We start from the raw sequence: 18,916 nt of genomic DNA on the forward strand, positions 1-18,916 counted from the left end.
TTCAATGAGCTTGCGCAAATATAGGATTGTTGTAATAGACTCATTCATTAACCCTGTGCACGAAGCATGGTCGGTTGCATCTCTGAAACTGCAAGCAGCCGCGTGTTTGTGCGTGCTGTTATTCGCGCACACGGCCACCTGGGGCGAATGTCCTCCGCAGACCATCGAGGATCATCCCGAGACGCGCTTCGCGGCGATGACGCCCGATGAGATCCGTGCGTACGAATGCGATATTATGCGGCGCGTGGCGGATCTGGCCCTGGTGACCCCTCAGCTCAACACGTCGCCTTTGCCCGATTATGATTACGATCGGCTGGATTACGGCATGACGATCGGCATTGAAAGAACGCCGCGGGGACGCATTTGGGCCTGCTGGGTGGCGGCGGGCGACAGTCCCAAGGCGTTCTTTGTCCTTGCGACCAGTGACGACGACGGCGAGACATGGTCGAGACCTCGCCTCGTTGTGGACACCCACTCAACAAACCTGCCCATCGACCGAACCGTGATCATCGGCAACTTGTGGGCGGACCCCGAGGGCAGACTGTGGCTCTTTTTCGACCAAACCATGAATCATTTTGACGGTCGGGCCGGCGTTTGGTCGACGGTGTGTCAAAACCCCGATGATGATCAACCCCAATGGAGTATGCCGCGACGCATCTGGCACGGCAGTATGTTGAATAAGCCGATTGTGCTATCCTCCGGCGAATGGGTCTTGCCGATCTATTTGAACCAATTCCCAGGCTTCGCACCTTTCAAAGAACTGTTTGGCGAATTGGATCCGATGCGAGGCGCCCACATGTTTGTCTCCACAGACCATGGCCGCACGTGGCAACGTCGCGGGGGACCCGTGAAATTTCCCGATCCGGATTGGATCGAGCATATGTTTGTGGAGCGGACGGACGGCACGCTCTGGATGCTGGCTCGTACCAGAAAAGGGATCATGCAGTCGATCTCCACCGACAGAGGGCTGACGTGGTCCGAGCCATCCGAACTCTCCGGCGTCGGTCACCCCAATGCGAGGTTTTTCATCCGCCGCCTTCCCTCGGGACGGATTCTTCTGGTCAAACACGGCGATGCGATCGACACCCACCAGGGGCGAGTCAAGCTGAGCGCGTGGCTGTCCGAAGACGAGGGAAGAACGTGGCAGGGAGGTCTGGTGCTCGATGATAGGGGGGGCGTTTCCTATCCCGACGGTTTTCAGGCTCCGGACGGCACGATCTACATCTCGTATGACCGCAACCGGGCTACGGACGGGGAAATCCTCATGGCACGATTCACGGAGGAAGATGTTCTCGCGAGAGAGCCAGTCTTCCCCAAATCTAGGTTGAAGATGCTCATCAGCCGGCCGTTGGCGATCAAAAAAACTAAGCCGTGAGGTTCCTTCCCAAGGCGAGAAATAGGGGTTTTCGGTCGCTCTACGTTGTCTATTGTGTCCAGGTGATACTTCTATCGTTGGGCGGCGCAAACTATGAGCGCTCTATCCTGCGCAGACCAGGGCCACGCTCCGCGGAACTGCTCGGCGGTGAAGGTATATAGTCACGGTGCTCGCCCTCTCCGGGGCGCGACTCTTGACCTCGTTCTTCGTCGAGGTCGGGGCGTGCGTCACCGCAGCGCTCACGATCGTCTCGCCTCGAACCTCTACCCCATGCTTGGCCAGATTCGGTCGCGACCGTCATTTCTATCTTAGTCCCTAGTTGTGGCCGTATTATGCTGTTGCCGGGCGGTTGTTGTGCAGAGATTTCGTTGCTTTCGTCCGGCAATCGCTTGCGGCGAATCAGCTACCGTTATCCGCGAGTGATGCGACCCAGTGCAGCAAGTTCCCCTGCTGGGAGAAGAAGTCGTTATCGGAGACTCCAAAGGGGCTTTTGAAGAAGGGGGCCAAAAAGGGCATGGTTCCGGTGAGCCCGGAGCGCGCGGCTCGCTCCGTCAAGCGAAACAGGTCCAGCACCAGCGGCGCGGCTAGCAGGGAATCACAGCCCTGCCAAATGAATTGCAGCACCATGGGCGTTCCCAGAAAACCGGAAAAGTGAATGTGATCCCACGCCGTTTTCCAATCGCCCATGTCCTCCACGTATTCAATCGAAACGACCGTCTTCGGGCTATAGCCGAGGATGTCGCCAACAAGGTGGTCCTTGCTGCGGACCTTGGTCGCTTTGTGGTGGGGTTCGTCCAGGATCCGCCCGTCGAGGTTTCCGAAGATATTGTGACCAACCCAGCTCATTACCTGAAGGTTACGGGCGCGATACATGGGCGCCAGCACGCTTTTCATGAGCGTCTCGCCGGTCTTTCCGTCGCAGCCCATGTGCAGCGTGCGATTGATTTCCGCCAGTTCGGTGAGGGCCGGCAGCGAAGCCCCGAGCGACGGTGTGAAGTTGACGTACGAGCAACCCTCGGATAAAGCCGCAACGGCGTACAGCGTGCTGGGAGGGGGCGAGAGTCGGCCCGATCGCAAGGCCTCTTCCATCGCCTTCCAACTCGACGGATAGGATGCGGCATCGACGGGCGGTTCCGTGGAGGCGACGTTCACCACCACGACGTGTCTCAGCCCGCGCGTTTGCCGAAACGCGGATAAATCTCCCCGCAATCGTTGCACGGCTTCCCAAGGCGACGCGTCGCGAGGAACATCCGATGCCGCCAATTCCATGACGGCCTGAGAAGCCCCGCTCAAAGTTCCCCAGCGAATCCGCCCGTCGCAGTCGTCCAGTTCGCTTTGCAACGAGTCGATCCAGTCGGGCGAAAAAACCCGATTGGTGCGGTGGAAAGCCCGTATCTCGTCCACGAGTCGCGCAAAGCGAATTTCGTGGCCGCCGATTACCACCTGATCGAAGGGAATGAGCCCCGCCTTGCCGAATTCGGGCAGCGCGGTGACCAGGCCGGTGGGCGGCACGGCATTTCGCCGCAACAGGAACAAGCCCAAGATCGAACAAGAGGCAACGCCGCCCCGTGCACCGATCAACCACAATCCGACCGGATTCGTGGGAATCCCTTGATTAGCGGAAGACGTCATCCCAGCCTCATCGACAAAAGCAGCGTGGAAAATCCAGTTAAGATCGGCGGCAGAGGGTGCTACCGCTTCAGAGAGCGTCGGTTTAACCTATCAATTATCCGCCGAATCGCACGGCACTTCAACGATGGGTTGACGTGAGTCGTCGGCCGTTTTGCTCTCTGAACGGGATTTTTCCTCGCGAAGTTGAAGGACATTGGCATGACAGTGACCGTCTCGCAACTGATCCAGGCTCTCGAACCCTCCGCAACGATGGCGATGGCAGCCAAGGCCAAGGAATTGAAGGCCGCGGGCAAGACGATTTACGACCTCAGCTTGGGAGAGCCTGACTTTGCGACCCCGGCGCATATCTGCGAGGCCGCCGTCGCCGCCATGCGCAACGGGCATACGCATTACACGGTGGCGAGCGGCATTCCCGAACTGAAGAAGGCCGTCGTGAAGCAGTATCACGAGCGTTACGGTTTGGAGTATCCGCCCGAGCACGTCGTGATATCCAACGGAGCGAAGCACGCCATTCATAACGTCTTTGCCTGCCTGCTGGATCCCGGCGACGAAATGATTATTCCGGCGCCCTATTGGGTGAGCTATGCCGAGTTGGTCAAATTGACCGGTGCGGTTCCCGTCATCGTCAACACGCCGCAGTCCAACGGATTCAAGTTGACAGCCGACGCTTTGCGCGATGCCATTACCCCCAAGACCAAGGCGCTGCTCCTGTGCAGCCCGTCCAATCCGACGGGCACGATGTATTCGCGTGAAGAGCTACAAGCCCTTGCCGACGTAGTTTTGGATACGAACTTGGTCGTAGTGGCGGATGAGATTTACGATCGGCTCATTTACACGGGGCAGCCCTACGCCGGCTTTCCTACGGTGCGACCGGGATTGAAGGATCACACGGTGGTCATCAATGGAGTCAGCAAGACGTATGCCATGACCGGTTGGCGGATTGGCTGGGCTATTGCCCCCAACAAGGCTTTCGCCAGGGCCATGGGAGATTTGCAGAGCCAGGAGACGTCGAACCCGTGTAGCATCAGTCAGTACGCCGCCATCGCCGCCATTGAAGGACCGCAGGACTGTGTGGAAACGATGCGGCAAGAATTCGACGCACGGCGCCGCTACGTCGCATCGCGACTGGATGCCATGCCCGGCTTGTCGTGCCCGAAGATGGAAGGAGCGTTCTACGCCTTCGTCAACATATCGCAACACTTGGGCAAAACCTACGGCGGCGTCCGCGTGGATCAGGACTCTCAATGGTGCCTGGAGCTTCTGGGGCAAAAGGGTGTGGCTTCTGTGATGGGATCCGCCTTCGGGGCGCCGGGCTACGTGCGATTCTCCTTCGCAACCTCGATGGAGAACTTGGCTTCCGCCATGGATGCCATCGAAGCGTTTATCAACGAGGCGAAGTGAGGCTGGCCGCTTGTGCGGGCACTGGGCGTTTCGATCGGGTCCGGCAAGTTGCAATATCCGGCGATTCGATCTTTTCCCCTTTGCCGCACCGTGCACGCCGATGTTGTCCTCCGTTCAGCCCCGAGATGGCAAGGCCTTCGACTTTGTCGCGCGTTGCCGGACAGCGGTGCGCGCGATGGTCAAGCGTGTTCGGCGATGCCTTGGACTTCGGTGGGACCCGACTCTCCGCCGGTTTGACAACCAAAGGTCAGGTGCCTACGCCATTCTTCGCGCGGCTCGGGATAGTCGGTTCGGAAGTGGCATCCCCGCGATTCCTCGCGAGCGAGCGCTGCCAGGAGCATCACTCGGGAAACGATGAGCATATTCTGGAGTTCCCAGCCCTGCGGGTGATTGAATTGGCGAGGCAGCACGTAACCGCACCAGCGAGAAATATCCTCCAGCGCCTCGCGCATCAGTTCGGGATCGCGGCGAACTCCCATGGATCGCCACATTAGGCTTTTCAATGAATTGCGGATGTCCACGAGGTCCAGGGGTTCGTGAGAGGGTGGGACAGGCGCGCTTTCGATGGGCGGGACATCGAATCGGTCCTCTCGTTCCATGGCCTCCGCCGAGGCACCGGCACCGGCGCGGGCGCCGAAGACTAAAGCCTCCAGTAAGCTGTTGGAAGCGAGTCGGTTCGCGCCATGAAGTCCGGAGGCCGTCACCTCCCCCGCCGCCCATAAGCCGGGAATCCCGGTGCGTCCGTTCGCGTCCACGGTCAATCCACCCATCATGTAGTGGGCTCCGGGGCGAACCGGGATGCGGTCCCTGGTGATGTCAAGGCGGAACTCTTCGCATATGGCGGCGATGCCGGGGAAGCGTTTGCGAATGTGCCTCGCGTCGAGATGGCTGAGGTCGAGGTATACGCAGGGATGTCGCGTTTTCGCCATTTGTTCTACGATGGCCGCGGCCACCACATCTCGCGGTGCCAACTCTCCGCGCGGATCGTAGTCCGCCATGAATCGGTAACCGTGTCGATCGACCAGACGCGCGCCCTCGCCGCGCATGGCCTCGGTGATCAAGTGTCGCGCGCCTCCGGCGATGTAAAGCACGGTGGGATGGAACTGCATGAATTCCATGTCGCGCAATTCGGCCCCCGCCCTACAGGCCACGGCCATACCGTCGCCGGTGGCGACTTCCGGATTCGTGGTTTCGCGATAGATCTGTCCGCAACCGCCGGATGCCAGGATGGTCTGTCTTGCCCAAACAAGGGTTCGACCGTGACGATGGTTCCAGAGTATCGCTCCCCGGCATTCCCCGTCATGGGTCAACAGATCGATCGTGAAGGTATCTTCCCAGATGTCGATATTGCTTCGGCAGCGGATGCGTTCGTGCAGGGTCCGCACCAATTCTCGACCGGTCGCGTCGCCGTTGGCGTGAAGGATGCGATTTCTTCCGTGACCGCCTTCTCGCCCCAGGGATATCCGTCCGTCCTTACGATCGAATTGTGCGCCCCAGTCGATTAGCTCGCGAATCCGTTGCGGGCCTTCCTCAACCACCATCCGGACGATGGCTTCGTCGCACAATCCTCCGCCCGCCTCCAGCGTGTCGCGAACATGGTCCTCCACCTTGTCTTGCGGATCATAGACCGCTGCGACGCCCCCCTGCGCGTACCAACTGTTGGAGGCTTGTAGCTCACCTTTGCAGACGATGAGCACGGCCAGTCGCGGATCGACCGCCAAGGCGGATCGCATGCCGGCCACACCCGCCCCGATAACCAGGACGTCAGTGAAGTAGTGCGGGATCCGCTTGGGATGGAAGGGTGTGAGATACCGAGAGCCGCAGTCGATTATCATGGCTTCTTCTTCCGGATGTAAGCCTGCGAAAAACCAGAGCGGACCGGCGGCGATCAACAAATGGCGTCGCCGCCGATGCGTTGCGGGAAGACATGAATTGGATTTGTGTGGCGATCCCCGGCCGACATTTGATTATATCCAAGATACGGGCCGAGCGATTGGAGACTGGCGGCCGGTGGCTGGTTCGTGCCTAGTTTGAGGGGAACCGTTGTCTCTGCTCGCTGCCTTTGCGATGGAGGCCAAGGCCGCGTGGCAGCGAGTTGAGAGATTTGCCAAAGCCGCTCGGCATGGGCGAAATCGGACGAACCGGGTTTCGTCTGGAAGTTACCGAACACCCAAATCGGACTCAATCGACCTCGCGCGATTGCTGAAGGTGAACGGCTCAAGATTCGGGTCTTTCGGACGCGCCCGCTGGGCAAGTTCCGAAAGCTCCGACGGCGGGTCGGGTTGCCCGCGGAGGTCCATCGAGGTGCAACCGGCGGACAGGAATAGCAGTATCCCCACCGCAGCGAGCAGCCAAGCCTGAGAAAGAGCGGACTTCACGCCGACTCGCCCAAGGGGCCCGAGAGATTGGCAGGTGGCTAAACCACGGTGCGGACAACCGGAATCATGCCGCTTTTCATTCGTCCAGGAACACCCGTCGTCGTGAAGCATCGCCATCCTATCATCCCATTTTTGACGATGGTGGTTGCGAAACCCGATCGGTAAGCAGGGGCGCGATCGAACCGCAGTTTTGAATGGAAAGCCGTAAGTGGCAAGCCGTCAACGATTTGGCTCAGTGGTCGCCTTTCGGCGGGGCGGAGTGTGCCAAAAAAGAATCGCCGAATCAAGGGCGATGAGGAGATTTTGTGAAAGAGCCAAGACAGCAAGCGCTCTGCGAGGGCCGCGAGGCAATGACCATCACGAGCGGGAAGAAAACCCAAAAGTCCGTTGCGAGCCGCGACGGACTTGGGAGCAAACATGCGGAAATGTCAACGGACCAACCCCACTTGTAGGCGGCGTCATCCCGAAATCATGGCCGAGCATCTTCGTCGACTCATTGTTTTTGCGGCAGTCGTTCTCGCCCCCGAACCGTGCATGTCCGAAACGAGCGAAAGGCGAGTCGATGTTGAACACTCGGCCATGACCATCGGCTGAGAGATCCGGGCGACGATAATGCCGCCCGGTCGCAATCACACCATAGCCTTTAGGGGCTTGAGCACCCGGACCCGAACCGTGTTGTGGGCGGGCTTGGCGGGGATGGTGATGATTTCATCGGGTTTGCCGGGCCGGGGACGCTTTTGAGCGGGCCGGGCCTTCACACGCTTCTTCACGATCTTCAAAAGACCGGGCAGGACGAAAGCGCCGGCGCCGCGCGGACCGAGCGACTTCTGGACTTCCTTCGTCAGAGCGTCCAGCACGGCTGCCACGTCAGCCTTCTTCAGGCCGGTCGCTTCGGCGATGGCGTCGCGAAGTTGCGTCTTCGTCAACGGCTTTTTGGGAGCTGCTTCTTTGGCCATAGACCTGATTCCTCCATGCCACGTCGAGAAATGGTTGGTAACGAACGTCCGTCCGAGTCGGGGCGAAAACTCCCGCGAGAACGGCTGCCTGAATGCAATGATTAGACCCTGATTCCCGCGAATTTCAAGGGGGTTAAGCAGTTTATCGGTCGGGGAATGGGCCAAAATACGGCGTTTTCGCGCGATTTTGCTCCGCGTGCGGCGTTGGAATCGCCGAAAACGGCCGTTTTCGACGCTCTTTTCGCCCTGGAATGGCCACGGGCGAGGGCTGCGCCTTCATCCCGTGCTGCTGCGTTTCGGGTCGTGGGCCGTCAATACGCGATCCAACCTTGGTACTCCAACCATCGAAAGAGCCAAGGATGAACCCAGGGCGACCACGTCGGATAGGCTGCCGACATCGCCGAGACTGCTAGGCACGCCAGCGCGCCCCCCCTGCCCCATCGGGAGCGGGCCAAGCGGTCCAGCCCCGGTGCCATGAGCAGAAGCCAGAACGGGGCCCACCAGAACATCCAACGAAAGCCGCAGCAAAGGCCGCCGTAATTGCGTGCGCGGAGGTCCCGCGTCCAATAGAAGATCAGACATATCAGGGAGGCCGCGGCGACCGTCGCGGCGAATGCACGCCATCTACGGTCTTCTCCGAGGCATGCAAACCAAATTCCGCCGACCGTCAGCAGCCAGATGGGCGTCAGGGAAAAAATCCCGTGATGTCCGATCAGAGAGTGGAAGACATACGCGGCGATCGAAGGCTCGCCCTTATCGATCCCCACGGGGTTGCGCCAATAACTCTCGATGACGCGGCCCCTTCGCTCGTAGGTATAGTCGTACCAGTTGTCACCCTCCTCACCGCGGTGCGAGTAGGGAATGGTCAGAGTCCCGTGGGCCAACCAATTGGTGCAGAAGTAGGCCGCGCCGACCAGGAGTGCGGCAGGCAAAAAACACAAAACCGTTCTGCGAAGCGAAACCATAGACAAAAAACCGAGGATGGCGACGAACATGATAAGCGCCGGCAGTTCAAACGTCACGGCGAAAGCTGCCAGGAAGCCGACGAGGGCAAATCTCCATGCCTCTCGGCGGTCGTCCCAAAAGATCGGCACGGCGAAAAACATCGCCCCAAATGCACATACCGCACCGGGCAAGTGATTGTTGAGCGTTACAACTATGGTGGTCAGAAACGTCGCGAAGCATCCTGCCGCCAGGACGAAAATGCGTGTCCAATCATTGCGTGCGAAACGCTCCAGGAGAGAAGCAAGGCCGATCAAATACGCGATCAAGGGAAGCCATTGCACCAGGATCAACACGACTCGCGCGATTTCGTAGGGCTGATCTCGCAACGTCCAACCCGTGGTATGCAAGATGACCCAATAAAGCCCGGCCAAAAGCGTTGGGAACAGAGGCGGCTTGCTCGAGTACAAATGGCCGTCGTGCTTGACCATGTCGATGGTGTCCCATCGCGGTTCCTGAATCACGCGGTCGATGGCGTACGGCGCACCGGGTACTCGCATTTCCGGTTCCACCAAGGCGCGGACGGTGCACCAGCGACTGCGATCATTAGCGCTGAGAAAGGGGCGACTGAGGACGGCCCGATCCTGGAGGGCTTTCTCGATGCGAGCCATTTCGGCCTCGAGTCGCCTGCCGGTGACGCCTCGGGCGACGTATTCCGCGCGGCGCGACTCCAACTCCCTTGAGATATCTTGCAAGCGTTGCCGTTCCAGCAGTTCGACATCGACCGACGTAACCGCCAGAATGCGTCCCAACATGGCCCCCGCCGCGGCGGTGATCAGAATCGCGTAGCAGGTGCGACGAACGAGCGTAGACGTCAAAGCGGAAGAAGTTTCGGCAGGCGGTGAGGCGGTCATGGGCGGCGGTCTCCCTTTGCATGGGGTGTCGGATGGTTGCGTTCTCGATGCCCGGCAGGATGAACGAAGCAAAAGGGATCACCGGTCATGCTTGTCACGCGGGCGGCGAGTCGATCCGCTCCGCGACGGAATACGTGCGTTCGGGACGGACATGATAGGCCAAGAATAGCTCGGCCAAGAATCCCATGCTCATCAATTGTCCTCCGAGCAGCAGCAGACCGGTGGCGTAAACCACCAAGGGACGATCGTGCAGCGTGACGGGGTTCCAACCGGGGAGCGTGCGCGAGCAGGTCCAAAGAGCGGCCAAGTACGTCAAAATCACGGCGCCCAAGGCGAAGGAAACCAGGCCGATGGTACCTAACACGTGCTGCGGACGCTGGCCGAAACCGGTCAGAAATCGTACCGTCAGCAAATCGAGAAACCCTTTGACGAAACGAGAAAACCCGTATTTGGATTTGCCGAAGCGGCGGGGACGGTGGTGAATCACGAGTTCGCCGACGCTAAATCCTCGGGCGGCGGCCAAGACCGGCACGAAGCGATGCAACTCGCCGTAAAGAACGACTTCTTCCAAAACCTCGCGGCGGTAGCACTTCATGCCGCAGTTGTGATCGTGCAAACGTACGCCGGTCATACTGCTGACCATCCAATTGAACACGCGGGATGGAAGCACCTTGTGCCAGGGATCGTGACGGATCTTCTTCCAACCACTGATGACGTCGAAACCCTCCTCCACTTTGGCCAAAAAGTTCGGGATTTCGTGGGGATCGTCTTGCAAATCTGCGTCCATCGTCAGGACTCGCGGGTTCTTCGCCATCGCGAATCCGGCGCTGAGTGCGGCGGCCTTGCCGAAATTGCGACGGAATCGCACGGCCCGAATCCGTCCATCTCGCGACGCCAACTCGCGAATCACGGTCCAGCTATCATCGCGAGAACCGTCGTCCACGAAGATAATCTCAGCCTCATAATTGTGCTGTGCGAGAACTTCGGCGATCTCGTCGTAAAGCTGCCGCAGACTGGCAGCCTCGTTGAAAACCGGTACTACAATCGACAAAGGCTGTGCCATGTTCGTTCCCTTCCGCGGTGTATGCGAGGTCGTCGGCCCGCGGACCGCAAGCGTTCAAGAAAGGTCCGTCGGCAGGGCTGGGGACATGGCGTCCTCGTCCGGCGTCCCCGGGGGTGGCGAACGCATTTCCGACCGCGATGCGTTGGATGATCGCGCAGCGGGCCACGCCGACAGCCAGCAAACCAGTGCGGCCGCCACTTCGGCCAAAAGCCAAATTACGCGCAGCAGTCCGGCCGCGAGAACCGCCGTCAACTCCCCTCGACCGGCAAGTTCCGAGGCGACCGGCGAATCCGCAAGGTAGGGTGCCAGCAACGCTACCAAAACGAATTCTCGAACGCCCAAACCGCCCGGCAAAAGAATGATCACAAATCCGGAGACGGTGGCCATGGCTGCGGTGGCAACCATGCGGGGCAACGGTTCCCAAAACGGCAAGCCGTGCAGTCCCAACGCCTGTAACGTCATCCAAAGGCTGATACCCAGACATATCCATAGGAGGAACATCCCCAGCCAGCCTTGCCACAACGTGCGGAATCCCAGACGCTCCACGGCTTGAAGCACGTCTTGCCGACCGCTCTTCCGGGCGACGATTCGCAAAACAGGCTTGAAAACGGGCGGCAAGGTAAAAAAGACGGCCACGGATGCGATGCCCGCCGCTGCCGCCAGCAACTCCCCTTTGCCCTGCCACGCAAAGACCAGGTAGACGGCGGAAAGAAACGCGCCCACCGCCATCATCGTCAAGGTCTCGATAAACACTGCCGCTGCCGCCATGGAAGGCTGGACCTCGGGCCCGGCAACCAATCCTACTCGCAGGAATACGACCCACAGTTTCCCCGGAACGTATTTCCCCAAGTGCCCGATGAAATAGGCCCGCATGGCCCGGGCCAGGCTCGTCCGTTGGCCGAGATCTCGCAGCACTCGATGCCAAAACCAACCGGCAGGCAAGACACCCACGACATACATCGCGGCGGCACCCAAGCACCATCCCCACCGAAAATGAAGGCGGATGCCCGAGTCCGCCTCAAGGCGGTGGAATTGCCCCCAAGCCCCCAGCAGCGTGTTGCGTAAAAAATAAACCAGCGCCAACACCACGAGAAAGCTCACGGCATGCCGCACCCATGCATGCCGTCGCCGTCCGGACCTTGGGGGCCGATCGGAGGTCGATGTGGAGGGCACGTTGCTGTTCACAGCGTTATCTCGAATCGACAAAATGAATGACGAATTCGTTTCAGCGAGCGAATCATCGGCGAAAAAGAGTTACGGCATTCGGCGTGGCGGGATTACGATGCCGGCGGTCGTTTGCGAAATCCGCCCCCAAGTCGCCGACCTATGTCGATGGGGGCGGACACTTCGGGAACGTCAAGGCGACGGCAACCGGCACGCGGTTCATGATACCACGCCGCGGAGCGGTTCAAAAGGTTGAATTTAGGCCGCGAAAAAAGCCAAGGTGTTCGTTTCTCGATCCAAGGACGCATTCTCTCGCCGGGGCGATTCCGTTTCCTCTCCGAGGCATGGCGAAAATGGCGGCGAATGCGGTTTCGCGGCGCCGTTTGTTCCTTCGCTGATGCAACCACGAGACAGTGCGGAGCCGTTTATCATGCGAAGAAGCCTCAGCCCACGCGCTTCAACATCGACGCCCTGACTGGAAGCGCGGATAAAATATAGGGTTGTGAGGAGAAAGCAAGAAGGCCAAGCTTCGCGACGAATTGAGCGTCGCATTCCGTCGCCCAATGGTTTTCCGAGGGGATAGGAAATCGCGATACCCGAAGAGGGATGCGTCACCACAGATGAAAGAGCGGCCAATTCCAGCAACGGGACGGTTTGTCGGCATTGACTACGGGAAGCGACGGATTGGCTTGGCCATCAGCGACGCCGGGCGGTCCATCGCCACGCCGTGGGACGTTTATTGCCCCAAAGACGAACGGCAGGATACCGCCTTTTTTCGGCGACTCAGGGACGACGAAGGAGTGGTCTTGTTCGTTGTCGGCCTCCCCGTTCATTGCGACGGTTGGGAGTCGGAACTGTCTCAGGCGGCACGATCGTTCGGGCAATGGCTCGAATCGGCCACGGGAGTGCCGGTCGTGTTCATGGACGAACGATTCAGTTCCAGGACTGCCGAGACGTGGTTGACTGAGGCGGCGATGACCAAGAAACAGCGAAAGAAAAGGCTCGACAAGGTGGCCGCGCAAATCATCCTCCAGGCATATCTCGAAACCTTTGCACGTCGAAACCCCACCGTCGCCGTCAGTTGGGAACCGACCGGCCTGGATGATGGTAATGGCGATACGGCCTCCAGTTGATCGAATCAGAATAAGTCGGGGCAAGCGTTGTTGATGGCGTGTCGCTCGAATTCATCCGTCGGTGAGAGAGGCAAGCAAACCGGGCGACGTGCGACCCCGGCACGCTATTTAGGGGTTCGGGCCGGCTTTTCGAATCCGATTAGGATCGCTCCTTACTTCAACTCAAGGGATGGCGATGCCCTCACGATTGATTGTCGGCGCCGGCTATTTGGGAAAACGCCTGGCCGAGGCCTGGCAGGCGCAAGGGGATACGGTTTTCGCGGTGACCCGGTCTGCAGAGAAAGCGGCCCTCTTTGAGTCGGAAGGGCTCATTCCGGTTGTCGCTGACGTCACACGATCCAAAACACTGGGTCGACTGCCGACCGTAGACACTCTGGTCTTTTGTGTTGCCTACGATCGGCAGAGTCACGAATCCCCATACCAGGTGTACGCCGAGGGAATGCGCAACGTGTTACTGTCTCCCGCCGGAGAGTCCGCCTGTATCGTTCATATCAGCAGTACCGGGGTTTACGGAGATCATGCCGGAGAGTGGACGGACGAATGCAGTCCAACGCGTCCCGTACGCCAGTCCGCCAAGGCACTCCTGGAAGCCGAGAACATCCTGAGATCATCGCCGGCAGGCCCGAGGAGCATCGTGCTGCGATTGGCGGGCATCTACGGTCCCGGACGGATTCCGCTGCTAAGGAATCTCATCCAAGACCTTGTGTTGCCCGGCGAAGCCGAGGCTGTCGTCAACTTGATTCACGTGGACGACGCCGTGACGGCAGTGCTCTTGGCGAGCCAAGACGCCTCTAGACCTAACGTATTTAATGTTTCGGACGGTCAACCCGTAACCCGCGCGGATTTCTATCGGGAATTGGCACGACTCTTGAATCTTCCTGTGCCCAGGTTCGACAATCCTTCCCAGGAGGGTGCATCGGAGGGTTCCGAGCGGAGTTTCAACAAAGGGGCGACCCGCGGGACGGGGCACAAGCGGGTCTCGAATCATAAGATTTGCCGGGAACTGGGTTTCTCGTGCCGTTATCCAAGTTATAGGGAGGGACTCGCCGCGGTCGTTCGGGCGGACTTGGCCGGGGAGACGCTCCAAGATCGGGTATAATGCAAGTAGGTTTTGCCGCGGGAGAACGGCGTACCGGTGGTGATCGCAGTAATCCCCTACGCCGTCCCGGGCACGCTATAAACAGCACGTCGGTCGAGTGGGCCGTCAAACGACGCAATTGAGGTTGTGTATGTCCGGCTCCGAAGCCGCTCCGACAATTCCGTCCGTTGCAACGTCCGTTCGTTCCGAACAGGACGAATTGGAACGTCGGATCGAAGAACGTATCCGTTCCGTGGGACGGCGGATCGGTTGGGTCGAGTTGTCTTGGCGGCTATTGATTTGGCTGGTCGGAGTCGTCGGCTTCTTGTTGGTTTTCACCGTCTGCGATCAATGGCTGTTTTCTCGTGGAATGCCGACTCCGTTGCGGTGGACCGCCTGGTCTCTTGTAGCGGGACTTTCCGCCGCTTGGCTGGGACTCGCGGTCGGTCCCTATCTCCTGCACCGCATTCACCCGCTGTTTGCCGCGTACGTATTGGAAAAAGCGTTCCCCGGCCTGAAGCACGCCGTGATGGGGTTCTTGCTATTACGGGAACGAAGGCAAGACTTCGAGCACGATCCCCTTTCCAAGCACGTTTTTCTAGGATTGGAGCGCAAAGCGGCGGCGACCGTCGAGACCGTCGCGTTGGACTCGGTCGTGGACCGTGCTCAAGTAGTACGCTGGGCCGCCGTTCTCGCTGGTGTGATTGCCGCGTTCTGCCTGTACGTCGTTTTCTCCCCTAAGAATGCCTTGGTTTCCACCGCCCGGGTACTGATTCCTTGGGCCGACATCGCGCCTGCCACGCGGGTCCGGATCGAGGACGTGTCACCCGGCAATGCCGAAGTTACGGCGGGGGATCGGGTCATTGTTACGGCCCACGTGTTCGGCCTACGCAGCGGCGAGGAACCGCGACTGCACTTCTCCACGGCGGACGGACAGTTCTCGGATCAGGTCATTCCCCTGCGGCCCGTCGACGGCGAATCCTCGCGGTTTTCCGCCGAGTTATTCCCGGCAATTCCCTGCGATACCACGTATCGCATCGAGGCGGCGGACGCCGAGACCAAGGCATTCCGGATTCGCGTACTCCCAACCGTGAGGCTGGAGGTACAAAGCCTGGAACTGGAATATCCGCCGTACACGCGACTCGGGAAAAAGACGTTGACCGGGACAGGCGATATTTCGGCCATTGAGGGGACTCGCGTTACGGTCTCGGCGCAAGCTTCCGTACCCTTGAGAGACGCCGAGATCGAACTGGACGACGGCAGGATCCGCATACCGATGCAACGCTCGGGCGAAGGCTGGCTGGGTCGATTCACCTTGAAGATGAGTAAGAAGGACCCCAACATAGGCGAATTCACGTCTTACGCCCTGCGCGGCACGGATGAGGACGGTCGAAGAAACCGAGATCCGGTTCGATTCAGTATTGCAACAATTCCCGATCGGCCTCCTTGGGTGGATTTTCAAGACCCGCCGGCGGACGGTTCGGTCATCCCGGTCAATGCGGCGACCACCCTTCACGTGAAAGCCCAGGACCCGGACTTCGGCTTGAACCGATTGGCCCTGTATTTGGAGAAGGGCGGTCGGTCGATCCATTCATCGGTGCTGTTGGAGACGCCGCCGTCCGAGTCGGGAAGCACCGAAATTGTAACGAAATCGTTTGAGCTTCGCCCTGCCGAACTGAATCTCCAGCCGGGAGACACCGTTTTCTGCTGGTCGGAGGCCTTGGATAACCGAGAACCAACCGCCAATCGCGTCGAGAGTCGGCGCTTGCAACTCGTGATAGGAGAATCGACTCCGTCCGACAACGCGCAACCGCAGCAGCCGAATGCTGCCGGCGGGGACGCTTCGGCGGAGAATCGATCGGACCGATCCGATTCGCCGTCATCGGATGCTGCGCCTGAGAAGAATGGAAAGAACTCTGCAAACGGACAAGATCGCCCTCCCCCGTCGAACCAAGGCTCGACGTCCGAGAATAGTGCGTCCTTAGACGGACAACAGAATCCCGAACCTGCCGACGCATCTTCCGGCGGAGATGGACAACCGCAGCCAAGCGACAACAATCGCCCCGACCAGTCCAAGCCAAGTGAGGGCGGTTCCGATGCCCACCAGGGGCAGCAGGGCATGGAGGGCCAAGGGGCGCAGAGCGGTTCGCAATCCGGCGGTGCATCGTCCGGCTCGCAGTCCGCCGACGGCACCGGTTCGCAAAGTCAAAGCGGGAGCCAAAGTGAGTCGGGCGGCACCGGCCAATCCTCGGCGGCAAGCCAGTCTGCTGGTTCTAATGGCAATTCCGGCGGCGACTCCCCGTCAACAACCCCAGATGGCCAAGCACAACGGCCTTCGCCAGCTAATTCCGGAAACGGGGCAGGACAAGGTGACCCGGCAGCGATGCAGGAAACCGGCGGCGGTCGCGACGCAGAGGGCGCCCAATCGCTGGGTGACGGGAAAGGTCCCACGGCGGGAGCGGTAGGGCAGGAAGGCTCGACGCCCGCCGATACATCAGAATCCGGAGAGTCGGGCAATAGCGGACGCAACCCGACCTCTAACGGTGACGGCGGTCGTTCCGGGAAACCGCCGAGTCCGGCGGATGGACAGAATAACCCGGGCGAGGCTTTTGAGAGGATTTTGAAATACTTGCAAGAGAAAGGCCGGACGGGGACGCCGGGGGGCGAAGGCACGCCCGACCCTGCCGTACAGCAAGAGTCACCAGCTAACTCACCAAGCGAGGGCACGACAGGCTCCGATCGGCCGGGCGCAGAAAAGCCTTCCCCCAACGCAGCGGAAGGAGCCGATTCGCCTCAGGAACGCCCACAAGGCTCGGGCACGCCGGGCGAGTCAGGCCCCGAGCGAGGTTTTCCGGCAGGCGACAATACCGGACAAGACTCGGATGATCCGGATTCGCAGTCGCCGCGGGGAGGGGGGGAAAGCCCTGCCAATCCAAGTGCACAAAGCGGAGCTTCCCAACCCGGCGCGGCCCCGGAAGATGCCGCCATGGGGACAACGCCTCCACCGGGTTCGCAGACGCAAGGCCGGTCGCCGCAAGGAACGCAGTCGTCCGAAACGCCGCCTCAAGCCTCTCGTTCTCCGCAGACGGAGGGGGCCTCTGAGAGTTCACCCGAACCGCAAGCCTCCACCGATCCTTCGTCTCGCGACAGTTCGCAAACCCAAAGCGAAAACAGCGGTACGCTCCCCGGCGGCGGGCGAGAGGGACAAGGACAATCGTCCCCGCAAAGTGGTTTTGGCACCCCCGGCAGCCAATCGCCGGCAACTACCGGTGGTGAAGCAATGCGAGACCCCAACGGTCCGGAATCCGGTGGGCCGAATGGAACGGATGGTCGTGCCTCCGCAAATCAGGGCTCGCAGCAAGGTGGCGCGGAGACCTCTGCTCGGTCCGACGAGGCGGGCGATTCGGGGCGGGCGCCTTCGGTCGGACAAAGATCTCCGGGGAACGGCAATCCGCGCGGTGGCGGGTTGCCCGGTGACGCGGATTCCGCCCCCGTCCAACGCGCGCCGCGCCCCGACTCGGCGGATGAGCCGATCGTGGAATTCGCACGCAAGCAGACCGATTTGGCTCTGCGTTATTTGGAGGAAGAGTTGGCCAAGAATACGCCTGACCCGGAACTCCTCGACCGACTTGGTTGGACCCGAGAGGATATGGAACGCTTCGCACAACGCTGGCGAGAACTGCGAGATAAGGCGGAGGTGCCCACGGCGGACAGTAGCTCGGCCCGGCAATTTAGAGAAGTATTGAAGAGCCTGGGGCTTCGCCCTCGGGGCACCGAATTGCGGAGTGGGCGGGGTGCCAATGACTCGCAACGTGGGCTGGGGACTCCTCGCCAGACCGCACCGCCCCCGCAATGGAGCGAACAGTACCGCGAGTACCTCAAGGCCCTTGGCAAGTCCCAGTAACGACTCGGATATAGCCAATCGGATATAGCCAAAGGGTATGGGCGCATACCGACAAAATTGAGTCGGAGTGTCTTGTCCGCTGTCCAACTGAGGGCGAGACTTGACCGCTGCGTGGCGGATCCTTTTTTCGCCCGGCGTAAGATTCTGCCCATCGAAGCGGCAGCGACGAGGCCTGCTACGTCGATCGGTACGTATTGACGCTCCGCCGAGGGAGCGGTAATGATTGAAGGTTGGGATCGTGAAGGTTCCGCTGCCGGACGGTATCCCGACGATACGGCTTGCGGCCGGTTTGCGAGGCGCGCTCGATTGCGAGTTGATTCTAAGTTATTGAGCTCAAGGGAGAGAATATGCCCATCAGTGAGAGGAAGACGGAACTGCGACGTCGGCGAAAGCGCAGCGAAAAATACGCCATTTTGAAACGCAAATTGGAAAAGGCGACGGCATCCGAGCGAACCGCCATCGCCGAGAAGATTCGACGCATGGCGCCGAACCCGGAAGTCGTGCTGGACAATTTCGGTTTGACGGAGCGGTCCGCTTGACGCGTTTCAGCGGACGACTTTTCTCCGATCGGAATCGAGAGTTGTCCGCAGCCTCGACGGGATGAGGTGTCGGCATGACGTCCAAGTCCGTATTCCAACGGATCATCGACCGCGAGATACCGGCTGAAATCGTGTATGAGGATGCCGATTGCTTGGCTTTCAAGGATATTAATCCGCAGGCTCCGGTGCACATCCTGCTCATTCCCAAGAAGGAAATTGCGGACTTCGAGTCTCTCGACGAGGCGGACGAAGCGGTCATGGGCAAACTGCTAATGGCGGTCCGGAAGATCGCCGAAAGCCTGGGGCTGAATCGAGGCTTTCGCCTGGTTTTGAACAACGGTCGAGATGCCGGTCAGGAAGTCAAGCATTTGCACTTTCACATCCTCGCCGGGCGCCCGTTCGGTTGGCCGCCCGGTTGAGGTCCTGTTTCCGCCGGC

Annotated in this window: 13 protein-coding genes; 7 read left to right on the forward strand and 6 right to left on the reverse strand. The window is 60.0% G+C overall.

The genetic code is table 11. The features are described from left to right. Positions 1-112 precede the first annotated feature (112 nt). Positions 113-1,375: a sialidase family protein gene (locus ACYQ6J_RS06440; RefSeq protein ID WP_460183362.1), complete on the forward strand. Its 1,263-nt coding sequence runs from the start codon at positions 113-115 to the stop codon at positions 1,373-1,375. A 399-nt stretch (positions 1,376-1,774) separates the two neighbouring features. On the opposite strand, the gene ACYQ6J_RS06445 is transcribed toward ACYQ6J_RS06440, so the two are convergent. After that, positions 1,775-3,007, reverse strand: a complete 1,233-nt coding sequence (locus ACYQ6J_RS06445) for an inositol-3-phosphate synthase (protein WP_460183363.1) — start codon at positions 3,005-3,007, stop codon at positions 1,775-1,777. A 198-nt stretch (positions 3,008-3,205) separates the two neighbouring features. Between ACYQ6J_RS06445 and ACYQ6J_RS06450 the strand changes: the two genes are divergently transcribed. Next, positions 3,206-4,408 carry a pyridoxal phosphate-dependent aminotransferase gene (locus ACYQ6J_RS06450; RefSeq protein ID WP_460183364.1) on the forward strand — a complete coding sequence of 401 codons (1,203 nt, stop codon included), beginning with the start codon at positions 3,206-3,208 and terminating at the stop codon, positions 4,406-4,408. 179 nt (positions 4,409-4,587) lie between these two features. Here the strand turns inward: ACYQ6J_RS06450 and nadB are convergent, their stop codons facing one another. The 5 genes from nadB to ACYQ6J_RS06475 all read right to left on the reverse strand — a co-directional run bounded on the left by nadB (position 4,588) and on the right by ACYQ6J_RS06475 (position 11,762). Further along, positions 4,588-6,243 carry an L-aspartate oxidase gene (gene nadB / locus ACYQ6J_RS06455; protein ID WP_460183365.1) on the reverse strand — a complete coding sequence of 552 codons (1,656 nt, stop codon included), beginning with the start codon at positions 6,241-6,243 and terminating at the stop codon, positions 4,588-4,590. 1,172 nt (positions 6,244-7,415) lie between these two features. Next, entirely contained in the window at positions 7,416-7,742 is a 327-nt protein-coding gene (locus ACYQ6J_RS06460; RefSeq protein ID WP_460183366.1) for an HU family DNA-binding protein, read from the reverse strand. 311 nt (positions 7,743-8,053) lie between these two features. Beyond that, positions 8,054-9,598, reverse strand: coding sequence for a hypothetical protein (locus ACYQ6J_RS06465; protein WP_460183367.1), 1,545 nt, complete (start codon positions 9,596-9,598; stop codon positions 8,054-8,056). 94 nt (positions 9,599-9,692) lie between these two features. Next, positions 9,693-10,661 carry a glycosyltransferase family 2 protein gene (locus ACYQ6J_RS06470; RefSeq protein WP_460183368.1) on the reverse strand — a complete coding sequence of 323 codons (969 nt, stop codon included), beginning with the start codon at positions 10,659-10,661 and terminating at the stop codon, positions 9,693-9,695. Positions 10,662-10,715: 54 nt separating this feature from the next. Continuing rightward, positions 10,716-11,762, reverse strand: a complete 1,047-nt coding sequence (locus ACYQ6J_RS06475) for a lysylphosphatidylglycerol synthase transmembrane domain-containing protein (RefSeq protein ID WP_460183369.1) — start codon at positions 11,760-11,762, stop codon at positions 10,716-10,718. 683 nt (positions 11,763-12,445) lie between these two features. On the opposite strand from ACYQ6J_RS06475, the gene ruvX reads away from it, so the two are divergent. The 5 genes from ruvX (at position 12,446) to ACYQ6J_RS06500 (ending at position 18,898) form a co-directional block, all read left to right on the forward strand. Beyond that, positions 12,446-12,958 carry a Holliday junction resolvase RuvX gene (gene ruvX, locus ACYQ6J_RS06480; RefSeq protein ID WP_460183370.1) on the forward strand — a complete coding sequence of 171 codons (513 nt, stop codon included), beginning with the start codon at positions 12,446-12,448 and terminating at the stop codon, positions 12,956-12,958. Between the two features lie 175 nt (positions 12,959-13,133). Continuing rightward, positions 13,134-14,057, forward strand: a complete 924-nt coding sequence (locus ACYQ6J_RS06485) for an SDR family oxidoreductase (protein ID WP_460183371.1) — start codon at positions 13,134-13,136, stop codon at positions 14,055-14,057. Between the two features lie 130 nt (positions 14,058-14,187). After that, positions 14,188-17,940: a hypothetical protein gene (locus ACYQ6J_RS06490; RefSeq protein ID WP_460183372.1), complete on the forward strand. Its 3,753-nt coding sequence runs from the start codon at positions 14,188-14,190 to the stop codon at positions 17,938-17,940. 347 nt (positions 17,941-18,287) lie between these two features. Further along, positions 18,288-18,479 carry a DUF6800 family protein gene (locus ACYQ6J_RS06495; RefSeq protein ID WP_460183373.1) on the forward strand — a complete coding sequence of 64 codons (192 nt, stop codon included), beginning with the start codon at positions 18,288-18,290 and terminating at the stop codon, positions 18,477-18,479. 74 nt (positions 18,480-18,553) lie between these two features. After that, the gene (locus tag ACYQ6J_RS06500; protein WP_460183374.1) at positions 18,554-18,898 is read left to right on the forward strand and encodes a histidine triad nucleotide-binding protein; all 345 of its coding nucleotides are present in this window, start codon (positions 18,554-18,556) and stop codon (positions 18,896-18,898) included. The last annotated feature ends 18 nt before the right edge of the window (positions 18,899-18,916 follow it).

Source organism: Thermopirellula anaerolimosa, assembly GCF_054657335.1.